Source organism: Luteimonas saliphila, assembly GCF_016774335.1.
GTDB lineage: Bacteria > Pseudomonadota > Gammaproteobacteria > Xanthomonadales > Xanthomonadaceae > Luteimonas > Luteimonas saliphila.
This window is the reverse complement of the sequence record NZ_JAETWA010000031.1, coordinates 89,509-108,065: the sequence shown is the minus strand read 5'-3', so window position 1 is coordinate 108,065 and position 18,557 is coordinate 89,509. Positions and strand designations below refer to the sequence as shown.

At 69.5% G+C, this 18,557-nt stretch carries 14 protein-coding genes and 1 pseudogene; 8 read left to right on the top strand and 7 right to left on the bottom strand.

All coding sequences use genetic code 11. The annotated features are described in order from the left end of the window. Window positions 1-54 precede the first annotated feature (54 nt). The gene (locus tag JMO03_RS08265) at window positions 55-468 is read left to right on the top strand and encodes a lipocalin-like domain-containing protein (protein WP_337926383.1); all 414 of its coding nucleotides are present in this window, start codon (window positions 55-57) and stop codon (window positions 466-468) included. Window positions 469-597: 129 nt separating this feature from the next. Here the strand turns inward: JMO03_RS08265 and JMO03_RS08260 are convergent, their stop codons facing one another. Further along, window positions 598-1,563 carry a GlxA family transcriptional regulator gene (locus JMO03_RS08260; RefSeq protein ID WP_202842368.1) on the bottom strand — a complete coding sequence of 322 codons (966 nt, stop codon included), beginning with the start codon at window positions 1,561-1,563 and terminating at the stop codon, window positions 598-600. Window positions 1,564-1,858: 295 nt separating this feature from the next. On the opposite strand from JMO03_RS08260, the gene JMO03_RS08255 reads away from it, so the two are divergent. Continuing rightward, window positions 1,859-3,352 carry a serine hydrolase domain-containing protein gene (locus JMO03_RS08255; RefSeq protein ID WP_202842366.1) on the top strand — a complete coding sequence of 498 codons (1,494 nt, stop codon included), beginning with the start codon at window positions 1,859-1,861 and terminating at the stop codon, window positions 3,350-3,352. An 81-nt stretch (window positions 3,353-3,433) separates the two neighbouring features. Here JMO03_RS08255 and JMO03_RS08250 read toward each other — a convergent pair. Beyond that, window positions 3,434-3,616: pseudogene (locus tag JMO03_RS08250) on the bottom strand (oxidoreductase); the annotation flags it as partial. Here JMO03_RS08250 and JMO03_RS08245 point away from each other — a divergent pair. After that, window positions 3,540-4,328 carry a cupin domain-containing protein gene (locus JMO03_RS08245; protein WP_337926382.1) on the top strand — a complete coding sequence of 263 codons (789 nt, stop codon included), beginning with the start codon at window positions 3,540-3,542 and terminating at the stop codon, window positions 4,326-4,328. The pseudogene JMO03_RS08250 and the gene JMO03_RS08245 sit on opposite strands and share 77 nt — an antisense overlap. On the opposite strand, the gene JMO03_RS08240 is transcribed toward JMO03_RS08245, so the two are convergent. Both JMO03_RS08240 and JMO03_RS08235 read right to left on the bottom strand, forming a co-directional pair. Beyond that, window positions 4,235-4,762 (bottom strand): GNAT family N-acetyltransferase, encoded by a 528-nt coding sequence (locus JMO03_RS08240; protein WP_238345998.1) that lies wholly within the window; start codon window positions 4,760-4,762, stop codon window positions 4,235-4,237. The two genes, JMO03_RS08245 and JMO03_RS08240, sit on opposite strands and share 94 nt — an antisense overlap. Window positions 4,763-4,877: 115 nt before the next feature. Beyond that, window positions 4,878-6,464, bottom strand: a complete 1,587-nt coding sequence (locus JMO03_RS08235; RefSeq protein ID WP_202842360.1) for an SDR family NAD(P)-dependent oxidoreductase — start codon at window positions 6,462-6,464, stop codon at window positions 4,878-4,880. 481 nt (window positions 6,465-6,945) lie between these two features. Here JMO03_RS08235 and JMO03_RS08230 point away from each other — a divergent pair, with 481 nt between their 5' ends. From JMO03_RS08230 to JMO03_RS08220, 3 genes are all read left to right on the top strand, one after another. Further along, entirely contained in the window at window positions 6,946-7,872 is a 927-nt protein-coding gene (locus JMO03_RS08230) for a helix-turn-helix domain-containing protein (RefSeq protein WP_202842358.1), read from the top strand. A 145-nt stretch (window positions 7,873-8,017) separates the two neighbouring features. Continuing rightward, complete coding sequence (locus JMO03_RS08225) at window positions 8,018-8,767, top strand: SDR family oxidoreductase (RefSeq protein WP_238345997.1); 750 nt, start codon at window positions 8,018-8,020, stop codon at window positions 8,765-8,767. A 263-nt stretch (window positions 8,768-9,030) separates the two neighbouring features. Continuing rightward, window positions 9,031-10,143, top strand: coding sequence for a serine hydrolase domain-containing protein (locus tag JMO03_RS08220; protein WP_202842353.1), 1,113 nt, complete (start codon window positions 9,031-9,033; stop codon window positions 10,141-10,143). A 1,027-nt stretch (window positions 10,144-11,170) separates the two neighbouring features. Here JMO03_RS08220 and JMO03_RS08215 read toward each other — a convergent pair. The 3 genes from JMO03_RS08215 to JMO03_RS08205 are packed head-to-tail and all read right to left on the bottom strand — an operon-like array spanning window position 11,171 to window position 15,552. Further along, window positions 11,171-12,055: a Rossmann-fold NAD(P)-binding domain-containing protein gene (locus tag JMO03_RS08215; protein ID WP_238345996.1), complete on the bottom strand. Its 885-nt coding sequence runs from the start codon at window positions 12,053-12,055 to the stop codon at window positions 11,171-11,173. Between the two features lie 15 nt (window positions 12,056-12,070). Beyond that, entirely contained in the window at window positions 12,071-13,666 is a 1,596-nt protein-coding gene (locus JMO03_RS08210; protein ID WP_202842351.1) for an FG-GAP repeat domain-containing protein, read from the bottom strand. After that, a complete protein-coding gene (locus tag JMO03_RS08205; protein ID WP_202842349.1) occupies window positions 13,663-15,552 on the bottom strand; it encodes a TonB-dependent receptor plug domain-containing protein in 1,890 nt (629 codons plus the stop codon). The genes JMO03_RS08210 and JMO03_RS08205 overlap by 4 nt, the downstream gene beginning before the upstream one ends. Before the next feature lie 278 nt (window positions 15,553-15,830). Here JMO03_RS08205 and JMO03_RS08200 point away from each other — a divergent pair, with 278 nt between their 5' ends. After that, a complete protein-coding gene (locus JMO03_RS08200) occupies window positions 15,831-16,769 on the top strand; it encodes an acyltransferase (RefSeq protein ID WP_202842348.1) in 939 nt (312 codons plus the stop codon). 221 nt (window positions 16,770-16,990) lie between these two features. Next, the gene (locus JMO03_RS08195; RefSeq protein ID WP_202842346.1) at window positions 16,991-18,553 is read left to right on the top strand and encodes a beta-N-acetylhexosaminidase; all 1,563 of its coding nucleotides are present in this window, start codon (window positions 16,991-16,993) and stop codon (window positions 18,551-18,553) included. Window positions 18,554-18,557: the final 4 nt, after the last annotated feature.

Below are 18,557 nucleotides of genomic sequence, written 5' to 3'. Positions count from 1 at the left end.
TCGCCCCCCAAGCTGAAAACGGGATCCGGGCCGGTTGCGGCGTCGCCTGCGGTCGTGGGCACGTGGTGCCTGGTGTCGTATGAAGTGGAGGTCGCGTCCACGGGCGAGCGGTTCCCGGCGATGGGCGACCGCCCGACGGGCTACACGATCTTCAGCCGCGAGGGCCGCGTGTGGTTCATGCTGACCGGCGATGGCCGCCTGCCGGGCGACAGCGACCGCGAGATGGCGCAGTTGCTCGAGACCCTCATCGCGTATACCGGTCGCTACCGGATCGAGGGCGACGACTGGGTCACGGCGGTCGACGTGGCCTGGAACCCGGCCTGGGTCGGCACCGAGCAACGTCGCCAGTTCGCGCTCGACGGCGACCGGCTGCAGGTGCTCACGCCCTGGCGGGTGATGCCGAACTGGGCGGACAAGGGCGAGACGCGCAGCATCATCACCTTCGAACGCGTTGCCGAGGGCCGATGACGCGATCGTCGGGCGCAATCGTGTACGGCACGGGTGATGGGGTGTTGTCCGGAGGGATCGGACCGGTTCCAGGCGTAGGTGGCGCAATGCGCGCGCAGGTTTGCAGGGCTGCGCCGCAGCCGTCGGCTGTCAGCCGGCGTCGATTGTCGCTGGCGCCCTTTGGCACGTCTTCAGGCTCGACGGAGGGCTGCCCAGGACGCGGACGAAGCTGCGCCGCATGCGCTCGGCATTGTCGAAGCCGTGCAGCTTCGCGACGCGATGAATGGAGCGGGCCCCGCTCTCCAGTGCGGCGCGTGCCGCATCCACCCTCAGCCGCTCCACGGCCTTTGCAGGGGCGATGCCGATTTCCGCGGTGAACAGACGCGAGAAGTGTCGTGGACTCATGCAGCAGTGGTTCGCAAGCTCGGTCACGCTCAGCCGGCGCTGCAGGTGCGTGCGCATGTAATCCAGCAGCGCAGCGAATCGCCCTTCGGCACGTTCGATGTCCAGGAGCGGGGAGAACTGGGACTGGCCGCCCGGACGCCGGTGGTAGACGACGAGCTGTTGCGCGGTCTTGCGCGCGATGTCTTCTCCCACGTCCTCGCCGATCAGCGCGAGCGCCAGGTCGATGCCCGCCGTGATGCCGGGTGACGTCCAGATATTGCCTGCCTTCACGAATATCCGGTTGGCGTCCAGCCGCACCTGCGGGAAGCGCCTGGAGAAATCCGCGCCGTGGCTCCAGTGCGTGGTGGCGCACAGGCCATCCAGCAGCCCTGCCGACGCGAGGACGTAAGCGCCGGAACAGATGCTGACTACGCGTCGCGCGCGCCTGGCGCAGGCCCGCACGAAGCGCAGCGTGGCGGGGCAGCGGGCGGCGGCCACGGAGCCGAATCCTCCCACGACGATGAGCGTGTCGACGTGGGCCGGCGTGCCGAACGGATCCGCCTGCAGGATGACGCCGGCCGAACTGGGAACCGGTCCCGGTGTCCCTGCCACCAGCCCCCACGCGTAGAACCCGGCGGCATGTCGCTGCGCGATCTCGAACGCGGCGAGCGGACCGGTCGCATCCAGCAGCTGGAAATCGGGGTAGACCAGCATGGCGATGCGGTGGGCCATGGCACGAAACGATGGAAAGTTGTCGGTCGTGCCGGGAGCGTATCAGGCATGCTGGATGGGTCAATCCGGGGGAGACCCACGGGATCGCGATGGGCACCCGCCTCGCCATGGCGGGGCGCGGTACCCGCAGGTCACGCTGCGGAGCGGGCGCGACGCCGACATGTGGCGCGCGTTCACAGGGCAGGGGTAGATAGCCCCCCCCATCGTGCCATCGACATTTCCCCGACCGACACGCCCAGAAACCGACAGGTATCCAATGGAACGACCGAGACGATGGAGTTTCCCTGCACTGGCGATGGCGCTCGTCGCCCCGGCATCGATCTCGTTTGCCGGGGACCAGGTTCCGCCGGCGCCCGCGCACTGGCCCACGACGCACTGGGAGATGTCGTCCCCCGAGGCGCAGGGTATGAGCTCGGCGGATCTTGCGGACGGATTGCAGTTCGCCCTGGCGAAGAATCTCAACGTCCACAGCGTTACCGTCGTGAGGAACGGCGTGATCGTGCTGGATGCCTACTTCCATCCCTATGCACCGGAGGTCCGCCACGACGTTGCGTCGGTGACCAAGAGCGTCGTCTCCATGCTGGTCGGCCTTGCGACGGACCGGGGCCTTCTCCAGGGGCCGGAGCAGAGCCTCGTCTCTTCACTGCCCACCGACGTCACGGCGGGCGCAACCGACGTCGCGAAGACGATCCGGCTCGGCGATCTGCTTTCGATGCGGTCGGGTTTCGACTGCGGCTTCAAGCGTGGCGAACCGGAGCTTCGGGCCATGCGTGGCACGGAGGACTGGGCGGCCCATGCGCTGCGACTGCCGACGCTGGCGCAGCCCGGGACGCGCTTCGGTTACTGCAGTCCCAATTTCCACCTGCTTTCGGCAGCGATTTCATCGGGTACGCGAATGTCCGCCCTGGACTTCGCGCGCCAGCACCTGTTCGGGCCGCTGGGGATCACAGACGTGCACTGGCCGGCGGACGCGCGGGGCATCAGCCACGGCTGGGGCGACCTGCAGCTGCGGCCGACGGATATGGCGAAGCTCGGCCTGCTGATGCTCAACGAAGGACGCTGGGCCGACCACCATGTGCTGTCGGAAGCCTGGGTCGAGACGTCGGTCGCGCACCATTTCCGGGCCAACGAAGACAACGACTACGGGTTGGGCTGGTGGATGCCCCACCGCTTGCCGGGCTTGTTCGAAGCGGTCGGGCGCGGCGGTCAGCGCATCAGCATATCGCCTGGGAACAACATGGTGGTGGTCACCACGGGTGGTGGTTTCGAACCGTTCGACATCGGCCAGTACATTCTGAAATCGGTGCGCTCGAATGCTCCGCTCCCGCCGGATCCCGCCAACCAGAGCAGGCTCGACGAGGCGCTGCGCCGGATTGCGGCCGCTCCCGCCCATCGCTCGCCCGCATCAGCGACGGTACCCGGGCGCCTGTCGGGTCGCGTGTACGAACTGGAGGAGAACGCGCTCGGCCTGCGCTCGTTCGCGGTCGAGTTCAAGGCTCGCGGCGCAAACGCGCTGACCCTCGGACTCGCAAACGGTGACACGCTCGTCCAGCCTCTCGGGCTGGACGGCCGGTATCGCATAACGACTGTGGAGGGAGGTGCGATCTCGGCCGGGCGCGCAGAATGGTTCGAGGACGGGCGCCTGCGGATCGAGCTCAACCGCCTGAGCCGGATCAACCGCTTCGTCCTTGACGTCGTGTTCCGGGATCGGGATCTGGAACTCGTCGTCTGGGAGCCGACGGAGTTCGGCACGTTGAGGGTGCGAGGCACCGCGCGGAAGCAGCGATAGCGCTCGGATTTGCGAGCGCGCGCGAGTACGCGCACGTACCCCCGGCCAGCATGCCGCACCGTGCCGGTGCCGTCCTGGGTTTCACCAGTCCGTCGACGCGTAATCCTTGAGGAACTGGCCCCAGACGTGGTTGCCCATGTTGGTGCCGTCGATGATCGGGTCGACGATGCGTGCCGCGCCGTCGACGATGTCGGGCGGCGGGTGGAAGCGCTCCTCGATGATCTTGCGCGCGGCGATCTCGGCCGGGTCCTCGTCGGTCACCCAAGCGGCTGTTCGATCCCGTCGCCGAGGGCCGTGGCGTGGATCCATCGAGGGCGTCGCCCTGGGCGGGGCGGTCACGGTGCTGGCCTACGGGACCGACACGCCAGGCGCCGGTCCACGTCTTCATGTCCATCCGTACGACGAGACGTTCATCGTCATCGAAGGACGGGCCAGGTTCTTCGTCGGGGAAGCGACCATCGATGTCGCCGCCGGCGAAGTCGTCCTCGGTCCCGCGGGCGTTCCGCATCGATTCGAGAATCTCGGACCGGGCCGCCTGCAGACGATCGACATTCATCACTCGCCGTGCTGGATCCAGACCGATCTGGACTGGATGGCTCGCTGGTTTCATGCGGAGATCCGGCGGGGCCGACCGGGGGGGCGGTTGGGCGATTGTGTACCCGGATGCGCTGCGCTTATCCGGGCTACGGGGCTGGATCCGGACCGATCGGGACTGGACTGGCATCGGGTCGAGAAAGGTGCCCGGGACGATGTCCGGACGGCTCGCAGGGGAACAACGGGTCGGAAACTACGGGCTGTGAGGCGGGCTTCCGCGGCCGGCATTCGTGCCGGCGGGGTCGGCTACCCGGGGCGGGGCGTCTGTCTTGCCTTGCGCGCTGCGCCTCACGCCTCGAGTCCGAGCCTGAATCCGAAGACCGGCAGGTTGTCCTGGAGAAAGTCCAGATCACCGGAACGCACGAAGCCGAGCTTCTCGTAGAGCCGCCAGGCAACGGTCATCGCCTGCGTGGTGTGCAGGATGACCTGCGAATGCCCCCGTTCACGCGCCCGTTGGATGCACGCCAGGGTGAGCGCCTTGCCCGCCCCCGAGCCACGGAACGCCGGGTCGACGCCGAGCAGGCGGATTCCCGCGGCGTCCCTGATCGACGTGGCGCTGCCCCCCGAGCCGTACTGGGCCATATCGTCGAAGTAGACGATCCCGCCGACCAGACGGCCGTCTCCGGAGAGCGCGACGAGCACGTGGGTGGAGGGCTTCTCGCTCAACCGGCCGATGTCGGCCAGCATCTCGTAGTAGCGCGGCTGCTCCGCCGGCGTGGGAAATCCTTCGAGGCTGGAGTACACCCCGACCATCAGCCGGCCCAGCGCCTCGAACTCGCTGGAGTGAACATCCCGGATTGTCAGCTTCATCGTCATTGGGATGTCCCCGCCACGGGCACTGCGCCACGGCGGGGCCAAGCTTAACGGGGGACCGCGGTCACGCAAGGGGGGCGGATGCCGGGCCCGATCGCTCCGCAGCCCGCTTCGAATCTCACCAATCCGTCGGCGCATAGTCCTTGAGGAACTGGCCCCAGACGTGGTGGCCGGTATTGATGCCGTCGATGATCGGGTCGACGATGCGTGCCGCGCCGTCGACGATGTCGAGCGGCGGGTGGAAGCGCTCCTCGATGATCTTGCGTGCGGCGATCTCCACCGGATCCTCGTCGGTCACCCAGCCGGTGTCGACGGCGTTCATGTGGATGCCGTCGCCGTGGTAATCGGCGGCCGCCGTGCGCGTCATCATGTTCAGCGCGGCCTTGGCCATGTTGGTGTGCGGGTGCTTGGTGGTCTTGAAGTTGCGGTAGAACTGGCCCTCGACCGCCGAGACGTTGACGATGTGCCTGTCGCGCGTGGGCGGCTGGCCGTCGGGGGTGCGCAGCATCAGCGCCTTCAGGCGCGCGTTGAGGATGAAGGGCGCCACCGCGTTGACCAGCTGCGTCTCCAGCAGCTCCACCGCGGGCACTTCGTCCATCTGCAGGCGCCAGGAATTGCGTCCGCGCAGGTCCACCTGCTGCAGGTCCTGGTCGACGCGTCCTTCCGGGAACAGGTGCGCCTGGCCGAGCAGTTCGTCGGCCAGCAGCGGCACCTGCGACAGTTCCGCCGCACGTGCCAGCCCCGCGGGCCTGGCTCCGGACGTCCCGTTCACCAGCGACTGGCTGCCGCCCGGCAGCAGGTCCGCCGCACGCAGGCCTTCGTAGCCGCCCACCAGCCTGCGCACGTGCTCGGGCAGGGTATGCAGCGCGGCGGTTTCGCCGGCCATCATGTGCGCGTAGAACGCCGGCGGACGGCGCACGGTCTGGCAGGCGTTGTTGACGATGAAGTCGAGCCGGTCGCGGGTGGCGAGCAGTTCGGCGCAGAACGCTTCGACGCTGGGGGTGTGCCGCAGATCGAGGCCGAAGATCTCGAGGCGGTGGCCCCACTGTTCGAAATCCGGTTCCTGCGCGTAGCGTTGCGCCGAATCGCGCGGGAAGCGCGTGGTCACGATCAGCGCGCAGCCGGCGCGCAGCAGCTTCAGGCCGGCCTGGTAACCGATCTTCACCCGCCCGCCGGTGAGCAGGGCGACGCGGCCGGTGAGGTCCGCGGTTTCGGTGCGCTTGCGGAAGTTGAGCTCGGCGCAGGTCGTGCACAGCTGGTCGTAGAAATGGTGGACGCGGGTGTACTTGCGCTTGCAGACATAGCAGTGCAGCAGTTCCGGCGACTCGCCATGCGAGACCGGATCGGCCGCATTGTTGCGAGGATCGTGCTGTCCGGGCGGCTGCGGCGGGAAATAGTTGGGAGTGGTGAACACCGGCTTGCGGCGCAGGGTGCGGATGCCGGTCCGGTCGAGCAACGCTTCTGTCGCGCGCGCCTTCTCGCGTGCGCGTTCGCGTGCCTCGTTCTTGGCCTGCTTGCGGCGCGCGCGCGGTTCCGGGTGATGCACCAGCGCGACCGCCTGCAGCAGGCGGATGCGGTCGGCCGGGTCCAGCGCGTCGAGCAGGCTGCGGTCGTCGCGGATCGCTTCGAGTACCTCGAGGGCGATGCGGGCACGTTCGGACAGGGAGGCATCGCCGTGGGCGGCGGCGCGGAGTCGGCTGGTCATGGGTGGGCAACGGAAACTGGATCGGGCCGTGCGATCGCGACCCGGAGGGACGCTTGCGCGGGAGGCGGGGCAGGGCCCGCCGGGGACGACATGGTAAGGCATGTGCCGGGGGCCCCGGAGGATGGCGGGCCGGGGCGAGGCGAATGCCGCCAAGCCGCACCTGCTCCGACGTGTAGCGCTCGGGAATCAGCCGTTTCCCGGAGATGACGCACCGGCGCCGGTGATACGGGCCGGATGCCTGCGCGCGCGTGTCGGCAAGGCATGGCGCGGCGCCGGTCGGGCGCCCTTCCTTCTTCCACGACTATCATTGCCCGCGGCCGCCGCCGATAAATGTGCCTGCTGGACGCGTGTCTGGGACGGTGCGGCGCTGCCCTCGCCAGTCCCGGGACTTCACCCGCCAGATCGGATCGTCGTCATGAAGACAACAGCGAGTCCGCGAACGAAGGAACCCGTGCGTCGTTCCGAGCGTACAGGGAGCGCGTTGTCGACGTCGCCCGCGCCCTTCGACGGGCCGGCCCGGAATCGCACCTCTCCGCGCGGGCTCGAGCAGTTCATTGCCGGGGACACCCTGGCGAGCAGCGACGGTCCGGCGTGGGCCGATCTGCTGGTGAAGGTCTACTCGCGCCAGTCTCTCCAGGCGCCGTTCCTTGTCCCGGCGGTGGCCGAACCCTTCGTCGTCTGGATCGTGTCCGGGGAGGCCATCGTCGAAGAGCGGGAACTGGAGGGCGACTGGGTCGCCAGCCGCGTCCAGGTCGGCGACTTCTTCCTGACCCGGACCCAGTCGCCGTACGAGATGCGCTGGCGCGCGGTCGGCGCCGACCCGTTCGAGGTCATGCACCTGTATCTGTCCGTCCCGCTGTTCGAGCGGGTCGCTCGCGAGATGCTCGGTTGCCCGGTGCCTCCCGTCTTGCGCGACGTCTCCGGCGGCAGGGATCCGCAGCTGTCGCACCTGCTGGCCCTGGTCCACGGGGAACTGGTTGGCGAAGACATCGGCAGCGAGCTGTTCGTCCAGGGCATCGCCCAGGCCATCGCGGTCCACCTGATCCGTCACTACGCGTTGCACGGGACCGCGGACGACCGGCACGCGGCGCTGCCCCGCTTCAAGTTGCGGCGCGTCATCGCCCATCTCGAGGCGCATCTGGCCGAGCCGTTCGATCTGGCACGAACGGCGGACGCGGCCGGCATGAGCAGGTTTCATTTCAGCCGCCAGTTCAAACGCGCCACCGGGCTCTCTCCGTCCCGCTACTTCATTCGCGAGCGCATCGCTCGCGCGCAGCAGCTCCTGCAGGAAACCGACGCGAGCGTCATCGAGATCGGCATGGCGGTGGGCTACTCGAGTCCGGGCCACTTCGCCCAGGTCTTCCGGCGCGAGACCGGCGTCTCGCCGAGCCACTACCGCCAGGGCTAGGCGCTCCGCCGTTTCTTACGTTCGAGCAAGACCGCGACAGGTCGCGCAAGGGCCCGTGAGAAAGCGGGCCGTGGATGGCTTAGCGTCCTCCTTGTGATCCGAAGGCCCATCACGGTGGTGGGCCGCACGACAAGGAGTGATGACAATGCGCAATCTGGACGGAAAGATCGCACTGGTCACCGGCGCATCGAGCGGCATCGGCGCGGCGACCGCGGCAAGGCTCGCCGCAGCGGGCGCGAAGGTGGGCATCGCCGCCCGCCGGGTGGAGAAGCTCGAAGCCCTGAAGGCCGGCATCGAACGAGAGGGCGGTAAGGCGCTGGTCATCGAGATGGACGTCGTGGACCCGGCTTCGGTCGAAGCGGGCGTCGCCAAGCTCGTCGACTCGCTTGGACCGATCGACATCCTCGTCAACAATGCCGGCCTGATGCCGCTGTCCGATATCGACCGCTTCAAGGTCGACGAGTGGCACCGGATGGTGGACGTGAACGTGAAGGGCCTGCTCAATACCACCGCCGCCGTCCTGCCCGGGATGATCGAGCGCCATTGCGGCCACATCTTCAACATGTCGTCGATCGCCGGCCGCAAGGTCTTCAAGGGTCTGTCGGTCTACTGCGCCACGAAGCACGCGGTGACGGCGTTCTCCGACGGCCTGCGGATGGAGGTCGGACAGAAGCACAACATCCGCGTCACCTGCATCCAGCCCGGCGCGGTCGCCACCGAGCTCTACGACCACATCACCGACCCCGGCTATCGCCGGCAGATGGACGAACTCGCCAGCCAGATGACCTTCCTCAAGGGCGAGGACATCGGCGACACCATCGTGTTCGCGGCGCAGGCGCCGGCCCACGTCGATGTCGCGGAGCTGTTCGTTCTGCCGACCGAACAGGGCTGGTGAAGGACACGATGGCCCCGTCTGCCTTGGCGCCGATGGTCGCCCTGGCGGCCGTGGGCTTGGGGAAGGTGGCCGAAGGGTAGGTCGCCTTCCGCCGACGTGCTCGGCGCCGGATGCGGGCGGAATCGCGCTCGGCTCGCGCTCCGGCTCCCGACCCGACCCGACCCGTCTTTGGCGAACGCAGAGTAGTCGGCAGTAGCCGGCCTGGGCCCGGCTCTGGTTCAATCGGCATCACGCCCGGGCCAGGGCGCACCGGGGAAAGCATCATGCTGCGTCGCGTCGTGGTCATCGCATCGCTCGTCCTGACGGGGCCGCTGCACGCACAGCCGGCCGGGGACGGGGCGAAGCTGGCGGAGTTCAAGGCATTCGCGCAGGCATACCGTGCCGAGCGCGGGATCCTCAGCCTGTCGTACGCCATCGCCAGTGACGGACGCATCGTCGCGGCCGAGGGCTTCGGCTGGCAGGACCACGACGCCGAGGAGCCGACCACGCCGGACACCAGCTACCTGGTCGCCTCGATCACCAAGACCTTCAGCGCGGCCACCCTGCTTGCGATGGAGGCCGATGGCCTGCTCGACCTGGACGATGCGTTCTCCGAGCTGTCGGACTGGCAGGATCGCTGTCGGTGGCTGGCCACCAGCGGCAACATCTTCGGTGGTGGGGTTGCGCTGGACGATGGCTACGTGCCGCCGAGGATCGACTGCGGTGCCCGCATCAGCGTGCGCGACGTGCTGCAGATGCGGGTACTCGGCACGCCAGGCAGCAACTTCCTCTACAACCCGATCGTGTTCGGGCGCTTGTCGAACTGGGTGGAGGAGAGGACCGGGCAGCCGTTCGACCACTGGGTGCGGCGTTACGTGCTCGACAAGGCGGAGCTCGAAGACATCGCCGCCGGCTGGCGCGACGCACATGGCGCGATGGCGCTGGTTCACCTGGCGCCACCGTTCCGGCTCGCGAAGGACGAGGCGGACGGGCTGGCGCCGTCGCCGCTGCCGAATCCCGAGATGAATGCCTCCAGCGGCATCATCGCCAGCGCCCGTAGTCTGGCCGAGTACTCGCTGGCGCTCGACCAGGAACGCATCCTGCCCAGGGCGCTACTGGGACAGATGTGGACGCCGCCGACCGATCCCGACGGCAGGCCGGCCGGCTATGCCTACGGCTGGTGGACACAGCAGTGGCGGGGCCAGCAACTGGTCTGGCACGGCGGCTGGTGGCCCGATGCGTACGCCGGCCTGCTACTTAAAGTCCCCGGCAAGGGCCTGACCCTGGTGGCGCTAGGCAACACCGACGGACTGCACTGGGGCAACCGCCTGCAGGTGGCGGAAGTGGAGAAGAGCCCGCTGGCGTTGAAGTTCCTGGAGCTGTTCGCCGCGGACTGACGCCGGGCCGGCGGAACGGAATGGTCCAGAGAACCCCTTGTCCCGTTGCGCCTGCCCTGGCGAGCGAGGAAACGACTGACGCGGGTGGGACCTTGCTTCGCGATGCCGTGGGCGACCCGGCGCCGCGGGGTGCCTCGAGGCATGCGAGGAAGTCAGCGTTCGGAGCATCGGCGGGCGGGGCGCCTGCGCCTGACTCCGGCCGGCCAGGCGCAGCGCGCCCGGCATTCCGACGTCGCCCGGCACCGGTGCCGCGCACGCGAGCCATCCCGCCTCCGCGCGCGGGAAGGGGTTCCAGCGCGCGTGGCGGTCACGTCCGGGGGATCGAAGCCGGCTTTCACGTGCAGGGTTGTCCAGGCGCCGACGGCTTCGTAGCGGTGGTCGTCGCCCTGGCCTCGGGCGCCGGACGCGTCCGCAGCCTGGCTCCATCACGGGAGCCGTGGCGAGGATCGGGTGCTGCCGTGTCGTCGCGACCGGCGGCGTGCACGGGGGCAGGGGCCGACGACTGGTCCCGTTTCGCGATTTCGGCGCGTGCCGGTTCCGACGACCTGATCAGTCTCTGTGCTTGCAGCCGTCCCCACATGTCGGCCTGGTCCTGTGCATCCCATGGGGTCTGCGCGAAGGCGGGAGGGCTGGCCGCCAGCACCGTGGCACACAGGCACAGGGCGGTTGCGGACAATCGTGAGGACGCATTCTTGGTGGGCATGGGGGTGACCTCCTTGACGGGTCGGGTGCGTGGCGTATGCCACGGCGCCGATTGGAGGCCGGAGACGACATGCCGTCCATGTGGAGAAGCTAGGGTTTCGCTACGGATTCGCTACGGCGAATGTGCTGGACCTACACGGCTGTAAAGGCCGGGTGCAGATCGAGCGGCGGGACGTTGTCCCCTACGGCATTGCCCCGGCGGCGGAGGTGAAGGAACTCGCGGGATGGCAGGGTGGCGTGGCGGGTAGCGCCAGGCCATTGCCGCCGACCGCGATGCCCGGTCGTACCGGCGGCAGGCCGCGTCCCTTCCGCGACCCGCCGCGAGTCAAGGGCCTTCGCCCCACTGGTTGATCCCGTCGTTCTCCACCACCGATGGCGGAGCGGCCGCCGCCGCGAGCGCCAGCATCGCCCTGCCCACGTTGGCGGTACTGGTCATCTGCCGCGGCAACAGCCGCACACCGAGTCCCATGACGGGCGCAGCCAGGCGATAGAACGGCCGCATCCAGGCATGCGGGCTGCGCTCACCGTGCGCGGGCGCGATGCCGCCGGGTCTCAGCATCACGGTGCTGATCGGCAGGGCGCGCAGCGCAACTTCCGTTTCGCCCTTCACGCGCAGGGGCATGACGCGGCTGGCCGGGTCCGAATGCGCGCCGGAGATGTAGAGCAGGCGCGAGCCGGGATTGCGCTGCGCGAACGCGCGCGCCACATGCACGGTGAGCTCGAGGGTGACGTGCCGGTACCTGTCTTCCGGCGTTCCCAGCGGTGGCGCGCCCGCACAGTAGAAGCAGGCATCGAACGGCGCGAGGCGATCGAGCACGGGAGTCAGCTCGTCGAACCGCTCCACCACCAGGTCTTCCACGCGTAGATCGGGGTGTGCGAGCGCGTTGCGACCGAGCACCGCGACCTTCGACACGTCCGGATGCGCCAGCGCTTCCACCAGCACGCCCTGTCCGACCAGCCCGGTCGCGCCTGTCATCACGATGCGCATGGCTGCCTCGAATGGATCAAAGGCGTTCGAGTCTAGCCCTCGGTCGGTGTGCGAGACGTGGACAGCCGGCCGCGGGATGGGGCGCAAGACATGTCGGGACGATTCACGGAGGAGCGAAGCGCCCGGCGATTGCCGGCAGCCCGGCAGGCGGATGACCTGCCCATAGGCAAGGCCCCCGCAGCCGTCCTGTCGTCGATCGCGCTCTGCCGGCGTTTCCGGCATCCTGCGGTGGCGACCTCAGTTCGCGTCGCCACGCCCGTCGACGGGCAGATTCTCGAACAGCAGCAATCGCGGATGGTCCCTCGCGGACCCGGGTGGGGGCGCGGGGCGCGTGTCTTCATTGACCGACATGCCCAGCAGTTCCTGCAGCAGATCCATGCGGAACGCACCGGCGACGATGTCGGGCCGGCCGTCGCCATTGATGTCGGCCAGTCGCAGCGAGGTCAGCCCGGCCGGCTCGCTGGCGATGCCATGCGCGGTGAAGTTCTGCTCGCCGTCGTTCTCGTACCACACGAGGGTGTGGCGACCCGGATCGCGCCAGTAATTGATCCAGCTGCTGGCCACCACGTCGAGGTCGCCGTCGCCATCGAGGTCGCCGACCGCCGTTGCGACCGCGCCATAGAACCGGCCGATGTCGCGGAAGGCGAACCGCATGCCGCCCAGGTTCTCCAGCCACTGCACGCCGTGGTAGGGCTTGGGATCGGTCTGCAGGTCGAAGGCGTCGCCGTTGGTGAACAGCAGGTCGATGTCGCCATCCTGGTCCAGGTCCACCGGTCGCAGGGAGGTCGAGCCGAACATCGGATGCGGGGCGCGCGCGAGCTCGGTGGCCTCGAACGCGCCTCCGCCCAGATTGCGGAACGCCATCACCACCTCGTGTTCCTGGGCGATCAGGCTGACCAGGTCCAGCCGGCCGTCGCCGTCGAGGTCCACGGCGTCGATGCCGAGCGCGCCGGCCAGCGACGTCAGGTTGTGCCGGTACAGGGCGCCGTCGCGGTTCTCCAGCCACAGGATGCCGCCGATGTCGTTCATGCCGAACACGGCCACCGCCAGGTCGATGTCGCCGTCGCCGTCGAGGTCGGCGGCGCGCACGTCGGTGACCCGCCCCAGGCCTTCGGCGAGGGTGCGGGGAAGGAACGTGCCGGAAGGCTCCCCGAGCAGCACGACCACCTTGCCGACGGGCTTGCCGGACGGGGCCATCTCGCCCAGTTCGGCCACCACCACGTCCAGCCGGCCGTCGCCGTCGAGGTCGACGACCTGGGCGTGGGCCGGCGCCACCAGTTCGGCCAGCGCGCGTTCGCGCCATTGGCCGTCTTCGCGCCACAGCCGCAGCACCTCGCGGCGGCCGGCGTCGGACACCAGCAGGTCGGTCGGTGCGACGGTCAGGCCCGGCGCGACGTGGGTGACCAGCGGGACTTGGGCCGGTGCGCCGAGAATCGAAGCGCGAAACCGCAGCGGCGAAGGCGCCGGCGCCAGGTACGGCAGGCGCGGCAGTTCGGCCGGGGCGCTTCCGTAGTAGAACGCCTTGATGTGGGGCAGCACCTCGGCGGGGATGAACGTCTGGCCGCGCATCTTTTCCGAGAGCTCGGCCATGGTCTGCACCGCGGCCGGCCAGTCGCGCTTGGGCATGAGGTTCGGCGGCGGAACCGCATGGCAGGCGCCGCAATACCGGTTCACCAGTCCGAGGGCCTCGTCGAGCGTGACGGGGGCGGGCGGCGACGCATCCTGCGCGTGGCCCGGCGCGGCGGGCAGCATGGCGAGCCATGCCAGGGCCAGCAGCGACAGGCCGATGCCGGCGCTCACGACCGCCCGCGCGGTGCCGGGGCGGGAGTTCATTGCAGGTCCCATCGCAGCGCCAGGCGCAGCCGGCGTCCCGGCGTGTCCAGTCCGATCGCTTCCTCTCCTCGTGCATCGGTTGCGTCGTCGAGCGCGAGCAGCACGGTCGCCGGTCCCCACTGTCGGCGCAATGCCAGGTCGAACGTGGTCATCGCGGCCAGCCAGCGGCCACCCGTGGGAATGGACGAGTCGAAGCGGCGCCCGAGGTGGTGCAGGCGCAGCGACAGTTCGTGCTGCCCCAGCGGCAGCGTCAGGTCGGCACCGGCCTGCAGGCGCGGCCGATAGCGCAGGACGACGCCGCCCAACGGATCGCGCACGCGCATCCAGGCGCCGTCCAGTCCCAGCCGCCAGTCGTTGCCGAACCGGCGTCCGCTGCGCCACTCCACGCCGTCGGCCTCGATGCGCGCGCGGTTGACCAGCTGTGGCGGCGGCCCGCCATCGAAATCCACCAGGTCGCGGTAGCGCGCACCGAACAGGGTGATCCGGCTCGGCCAGGCCGCGTCGCCGGCGGTGGCGTAGTGGAGCTCGCGATGTTCGGCGCGCTCGAGCCGCAGCCCGGGATTGCCGACCAGCGGATGGCCCAGCGCGTAGAAGCTCGGCGGCCTGGAACTGCGCGAGAACGAAGCGCCCCAGTGCGCGCCCGAGGCGCCGACCTGCCGCTGCAGCGACAGTATCGGCTGGCTGGCGTGGTCGGCACCGGCGCCGGCATCGCGGCGGCGCTCCTGGCGCAGTCCGCCCTGCGCGGTCCAGCTGCCGTGTCGCCAGCGCAGTTCGGCGAACGCGGCGTCGGTGGTGCGCTGCATCGCGAACGCGACCGGCGCCTGGAAGAAGCCGTAGTCGATCCGGCCGTCGTAGCGGCCGTGTTCGCGCTGGTGCAGCACGCCGGCGCCGAATTCGCCGACGCCGCCGAGCGGCCGTCGCCAGGTCGCCTGCAGCTCGTCGCGGCGGTAGTCGGTTTGCGCGGCCAGCGCGGGCAACCCGATCGGGTCGCGCGCACCGCCGGCCACGCCGGGCGAATCCTCGTCGCCCTCGCGCGAGAACCTCGCCCACCGCGCCTCGATCTCGCCCACCGCCGGCCGATACCGGGCCTGCAGCGAGACCTGGCGGGCACGCGCGTGGCGATCGTCCAGTTCACGCAGCACCGCGTAACGCGGACCGCCGCTGTCGTCGGGGAAACCCCGGCCCTCGCTGTCGCTGTAGCCGAACGCCGCACGCAGCGAGAGCGCGGGCAGCACTTCGCGTTCCCCGGCCGCATCGAATGCGCGCACGCCCTGGAAGCCGTGTCGGCCATCGCCGTCCTCGCGGTCGCTGGCAGCCAGGCTCCAGCCGCCGCCGGAGAGGCCGGCGTGGCGCGATCGCAGGCCGTCGCCTCCGATCGCGACGCTGGCGCTGGCGCCTTCCGCGGCGCGCCGGGTGTGGAGGTGGACCAGTCCGGCGATCGCCTCGGCATGGGCGACGCTGGCGCTGCCGCGCACGATCTCGATGCGCTCGATCCGCTCCAGCGACAGGGTGTTGAGGTCGACCGCGCTGCCGCGCGAGGACAGCGGGTCGTTCTGGCGCACGCCGTCGACCAGGATCACGACGTGGCTGGGATCGGCGCCGCGCAGGTACAGCGCGCCGTAGCCACCGCCGCGGGCGCTGCGATCCACCATCAGCCCGGCCTGGGCGGCCAGCACCTCGGCCACGCTGCGGCCGCGCCACGCTTCGAGTCGCTCCGGGCCGAGCACGGTGATGTTCTGCCCGGCGTCGTTCGCGGCGGTGGGCAGGATCGAGGCGGTGACCCGCAGGGTATCCAGGTCCCGTGTGGGGGGCGTAATCGCGGGTCCCGGCGCCTGCGCCCACGGCGTTCCCGCCGGGCACAGGGCCAGCGCGGCGATCCACGCCAATGGCCTCCAAGGCAGCGGCGCCCCGGACGGTCGAGTCGCCATGCCGGATCGCATGGGGCTCGTGGTCATCCGCGCGAGCGTTGCGTGTGCAGGAAAGCGGGAACTTGCCATGGACGGACTCTATCGCGCCGCGCGCGCCGATCGCGCTGACACAGGTCGATTTCGAAGTGGCATGCCTGTGCAAGGCGCTCGCGGACCCGGGGCGCCGAGGTGCGATGGGCGCGATCCCGACCCCGATTTCCGCGACAATGGCCACCCCGTCGTCGCGTTCGTGCCCCATGCTTCCACTGCGTGTCGCGCTGCTTTTCCTGCTGATCGCGGCCAACACCGTGCTGCACGTCGTGCCTCTGCTGGCGGTGGCGCTGGTCAAGGCGGCGCTGCCGTTCGATCGCCTGCGCAAGGCCGGCAATCCGTTGCTCGCTGGGCTGGCGGAAAGCTGGATCGGGGTGAACGGCTGGATGGCGGACCGCTTCCTGCGCACGCGCGTCCATGTGCAGGAGGACGCGGCGCTGCAGGCCGATGGCCACTACCTGGTGCTGGCCAACCACCAGAGCTGGGTGGACATCGTGGTGCTGCAGAAGGTCTTCAACCGGCGCATCCCGCTCCTGCGCTTCTTCCTGAAGCGGCAGCTGATCTGGGTGCCGCTGCTGGGGCTGGCGTGGTGGGCGCTGGACTTCCCGTTCATGGGGCGCCACACGCCGAAGCAGGTCGCGCGCCGTCCCGAACTGGCCAGGCGCGACATCGAAGCCACGCGCCGGGCCTGCGCGAAGTTCCGAGAGATTCCGGTGGCGATCATGAACTTCGTCGAGGGCACGCGGTTCACCCCCGCCAAGCACGCCAGGCAGGATTCGCCGTACCGGCACCTGCTCAAGCCAAAGTCGGGCGGCGTGGCGTTCGTGCTCGATGCGATGGGCGAGGGCCTGCACGCGATCCTCGACGTCACCATCGCCTATCCCGGCGGACGGCCGACGATGGTGGACCTGCTGGCGAACCGCGTCCCTGCGGTCCACGTGCGCGTGCGCCAGCGCCCGATCCCGGTGGAACTGGTGGAAGGCGACTACCAGAACGACCGCGCCTTCCGCATCCGCTTCCAGCAGTGGATGAACGGCTTGTGGCGGGAGAAGGATGCGGACATGGCGCGCCTGATGGGGGATGACCAGGGCCGGGGCCGGAGTTCGCATCCGTCGGTGCACGCGGATCAGGTCGGTTCGGGATAGGAGCATCCACCTGACCCCTCGGCCGTACGCCAGCAGGCGCCCGGGCGATGGTCTCCTCAGCTGACGATGCAACGCCTCCAAGGCCGATCGACACGGCCCGGCAGACCATTCCGGGACAGCGCGCGGAGCAGGATAGACTTGCCGCCTGTCGCTGGCGCAGACCGTGGTTCTGCCTGCGTCGCCATCGTGCCGATCCCGTTCCGCATGGATACCGCGTCGATATGAACTTCCCCTCCAGGCTCGGTGCCGCGCTGCTCGGTCTCGCGACCGCCGCGGCCATCGGCTGCGGTTCGTCGCCGGCCGCCGATGCGCCGGAGGCCACAGGCCCCGTGGTGCACCTTGTCCCCGTGCCGCAGTCGATCGACATCTTCCCCGGCGCGTTGCGGCTTTCGGACGCGGTGAAGCTGGAGTCGGATGCGGCCGCGCCGCATGCGAGGCGCGCGTTGGAGGAGGCGCTTGCTGGATCGGGCATCGGCATCGACGACGCGGCGACGACGCGCATCCGGTTGCAGCTGACGGACGACACGGCGCTGGGCGAGGAAGGCTATCACCTGGTGGTGGCCGACGACGTCCAGCTGAGTGCCCGCACCGATGTCGGCCTGCTGCATGCGGTGCAAAGCCTGCGGCAGTTGCTGCCGGCGCAGCCTCAACCCGGCTACCGCCTGCCGCGCGTCGCGATCACCGATGCGCCGGCGTACCCGTGGCGCGGCCTCTCGCTGGACGTGGCTCGGAGCTTCCTGTCTGTCGGATATCTGGAAAAGACCATCGACCGGATGGCGTTCTTCAAGTTGAACCGGCTGCACCTGCACCTGACCGACGACCAGGGCTGGCGCATCGAGATCGGGCGCTATCCGAAGTTGACCCAGATCGGTGGCGCGAGCGCGGTCGAAGGCGGGCGCAGCGGCCATTACACGCAGGCGCAGCTGAGGCACCTGGTGGCCTATGCGCAGGCGCGCGGGATCACGATCGTGCCGGAGATCGACCTGCCCGGGCATGTGCAGGCTGCGCTGGCCTCGTACAACGAACTGGCCTGCGACGACGTGGAGAACCTGTCGCCGTATTCGGGACGGGAAGTGGGTTTCAGCGTGCTGTGCCTGGACAAACCCGAGGTGGTCTACCCCTTCGTACGCCATGTGCTTGAGGAAGTGCTGGCGATCTTCCCGTCGCGGGAGATCCACATCGGCGGCGACGAGATCGAGCATCCGCTGTACGCCGACTTCGTGGCCCGCGCGGCGGCGATGGTGCAGGGGATGGGGCGCACTCCCATCGTCTGGGAGGAGGGTTCGGTGGCCGATACCAGCCCCGATGTCGTCCTGCAGTTGTGGAACGACAACTACGACATCGCCCCGGCGGTCGAGGAGGGACACCCGCTGATCCTGTCGCCCTGTTCGTACTTCTACGTCGACCACGGCAATTACGCCGGACAGTCGCAGACCTACGACTGGTGTCGCGAGGAGGGCGTGCCGCTGGCACGGCTCTACGCGTTCGATCCGGCCGCGTTCGGGACCGCGATCGGCATCGAGGCGGCGTTGTGGACGGAGCTGGTGCACACCGATGCGGCCGCGGACAATCGCCTGTGGCCGCGTCTCGCCGCGTCCGCGGAGCTCGCGTGGAGCCCGGCGGAGCGGCGCAGCTATGAAGGGTTCCGGCAACGCATGGGCGCGTTGCGACCGCATATGGATGCGCTGGGAATCGGCTACCACCCCGAGCCGGACCTGGGCTGGGCGGATGCGGGTGCCCGGACCGTACCGCAGGGGGCGCCCGCGGGACCATCATCCGACTGACGGC

Bases quoted from the DNA above. Each gene is read 5' to 3' on its own strand.
- JMO03_RS08235 (WP_202842360.1), bottom strand. From the start codon at position 6,464: ATGACCAGCCGACTCCGCGCCGCCGCCCACGGCGATGCCTCCCTGTCC.
- JMO03_RS08215 (WP_238345996.1), bottom strand. From the start codon at position 12,055: ATGCCGGAAACGCCGGCAGAGCGCGATCGACGACAGGACGGCTGCGGG.
- JMO03_RS08200 (WP_202842348.1), top strand. From the start codon at position 15,831: ATGCTTCCACTGCGTGTCGCGCTGCTTTTCCTGCTGATCGCGGCCAAC.
- JMO03_RS08210 (WP_202842351.1), bottom strand. From the start codon at position 13,666: ATGAACTCCCGCCCCGGCACCGCGCGGGCGGTCGTGAGCGCCGGCATC.
- JMO03_RS08240 (WP_238345998.1), bottom strand. From the start codon at position 4,762: ATGACGATGAAGCTGACAATCCGGGATGTTCACTCCAGCGAGTTCGAG.
- JMO03_RS08255 (WP_202842366.1), top strand. From the start codon at position 1,859: ATGGCGCTCGTCGCCCCGGCATCGATCTCGTTTGCCGGGGACCAGGTT.
- JMO03_RS08260 (WP_202842368.1), bottom strand. From the start codon at position 1,563: ATGGCCCACCGCATCGCCATGCTGGTCTACCCCGATTTCCAGCTGCTG.
- JMO03_RS08195 (WP_202842346.1), top strand. From the start codon at position 16,991: ATGAACTTCCCCTCCAGGCTCGGTGCCGCGCTGCTCGGTCTCGCGACC.
- JMO03_RS08245 (WP_337926382.1), top strand. From the start codon at position 3,540: ATGTCGGGCGGCGGGTGGAAGCGCTCCTCGATGATCTTGCGCGCGGCG.
- JMO03_RS08225 (WP_238345997.1), top strand. From the start codon at position 8,018: ATGCGCAATCTGGACGGAAAGATCGCACTGGTCACCGGCGCATCGAGC.
- JMO03_RS08220 (WP_202842353.1), top strand. From the start codon at position 9,031: ATGCTGCGTCGCGTCGTGGTCATCGCATCGCTCGTCCTGACGGGGCCG.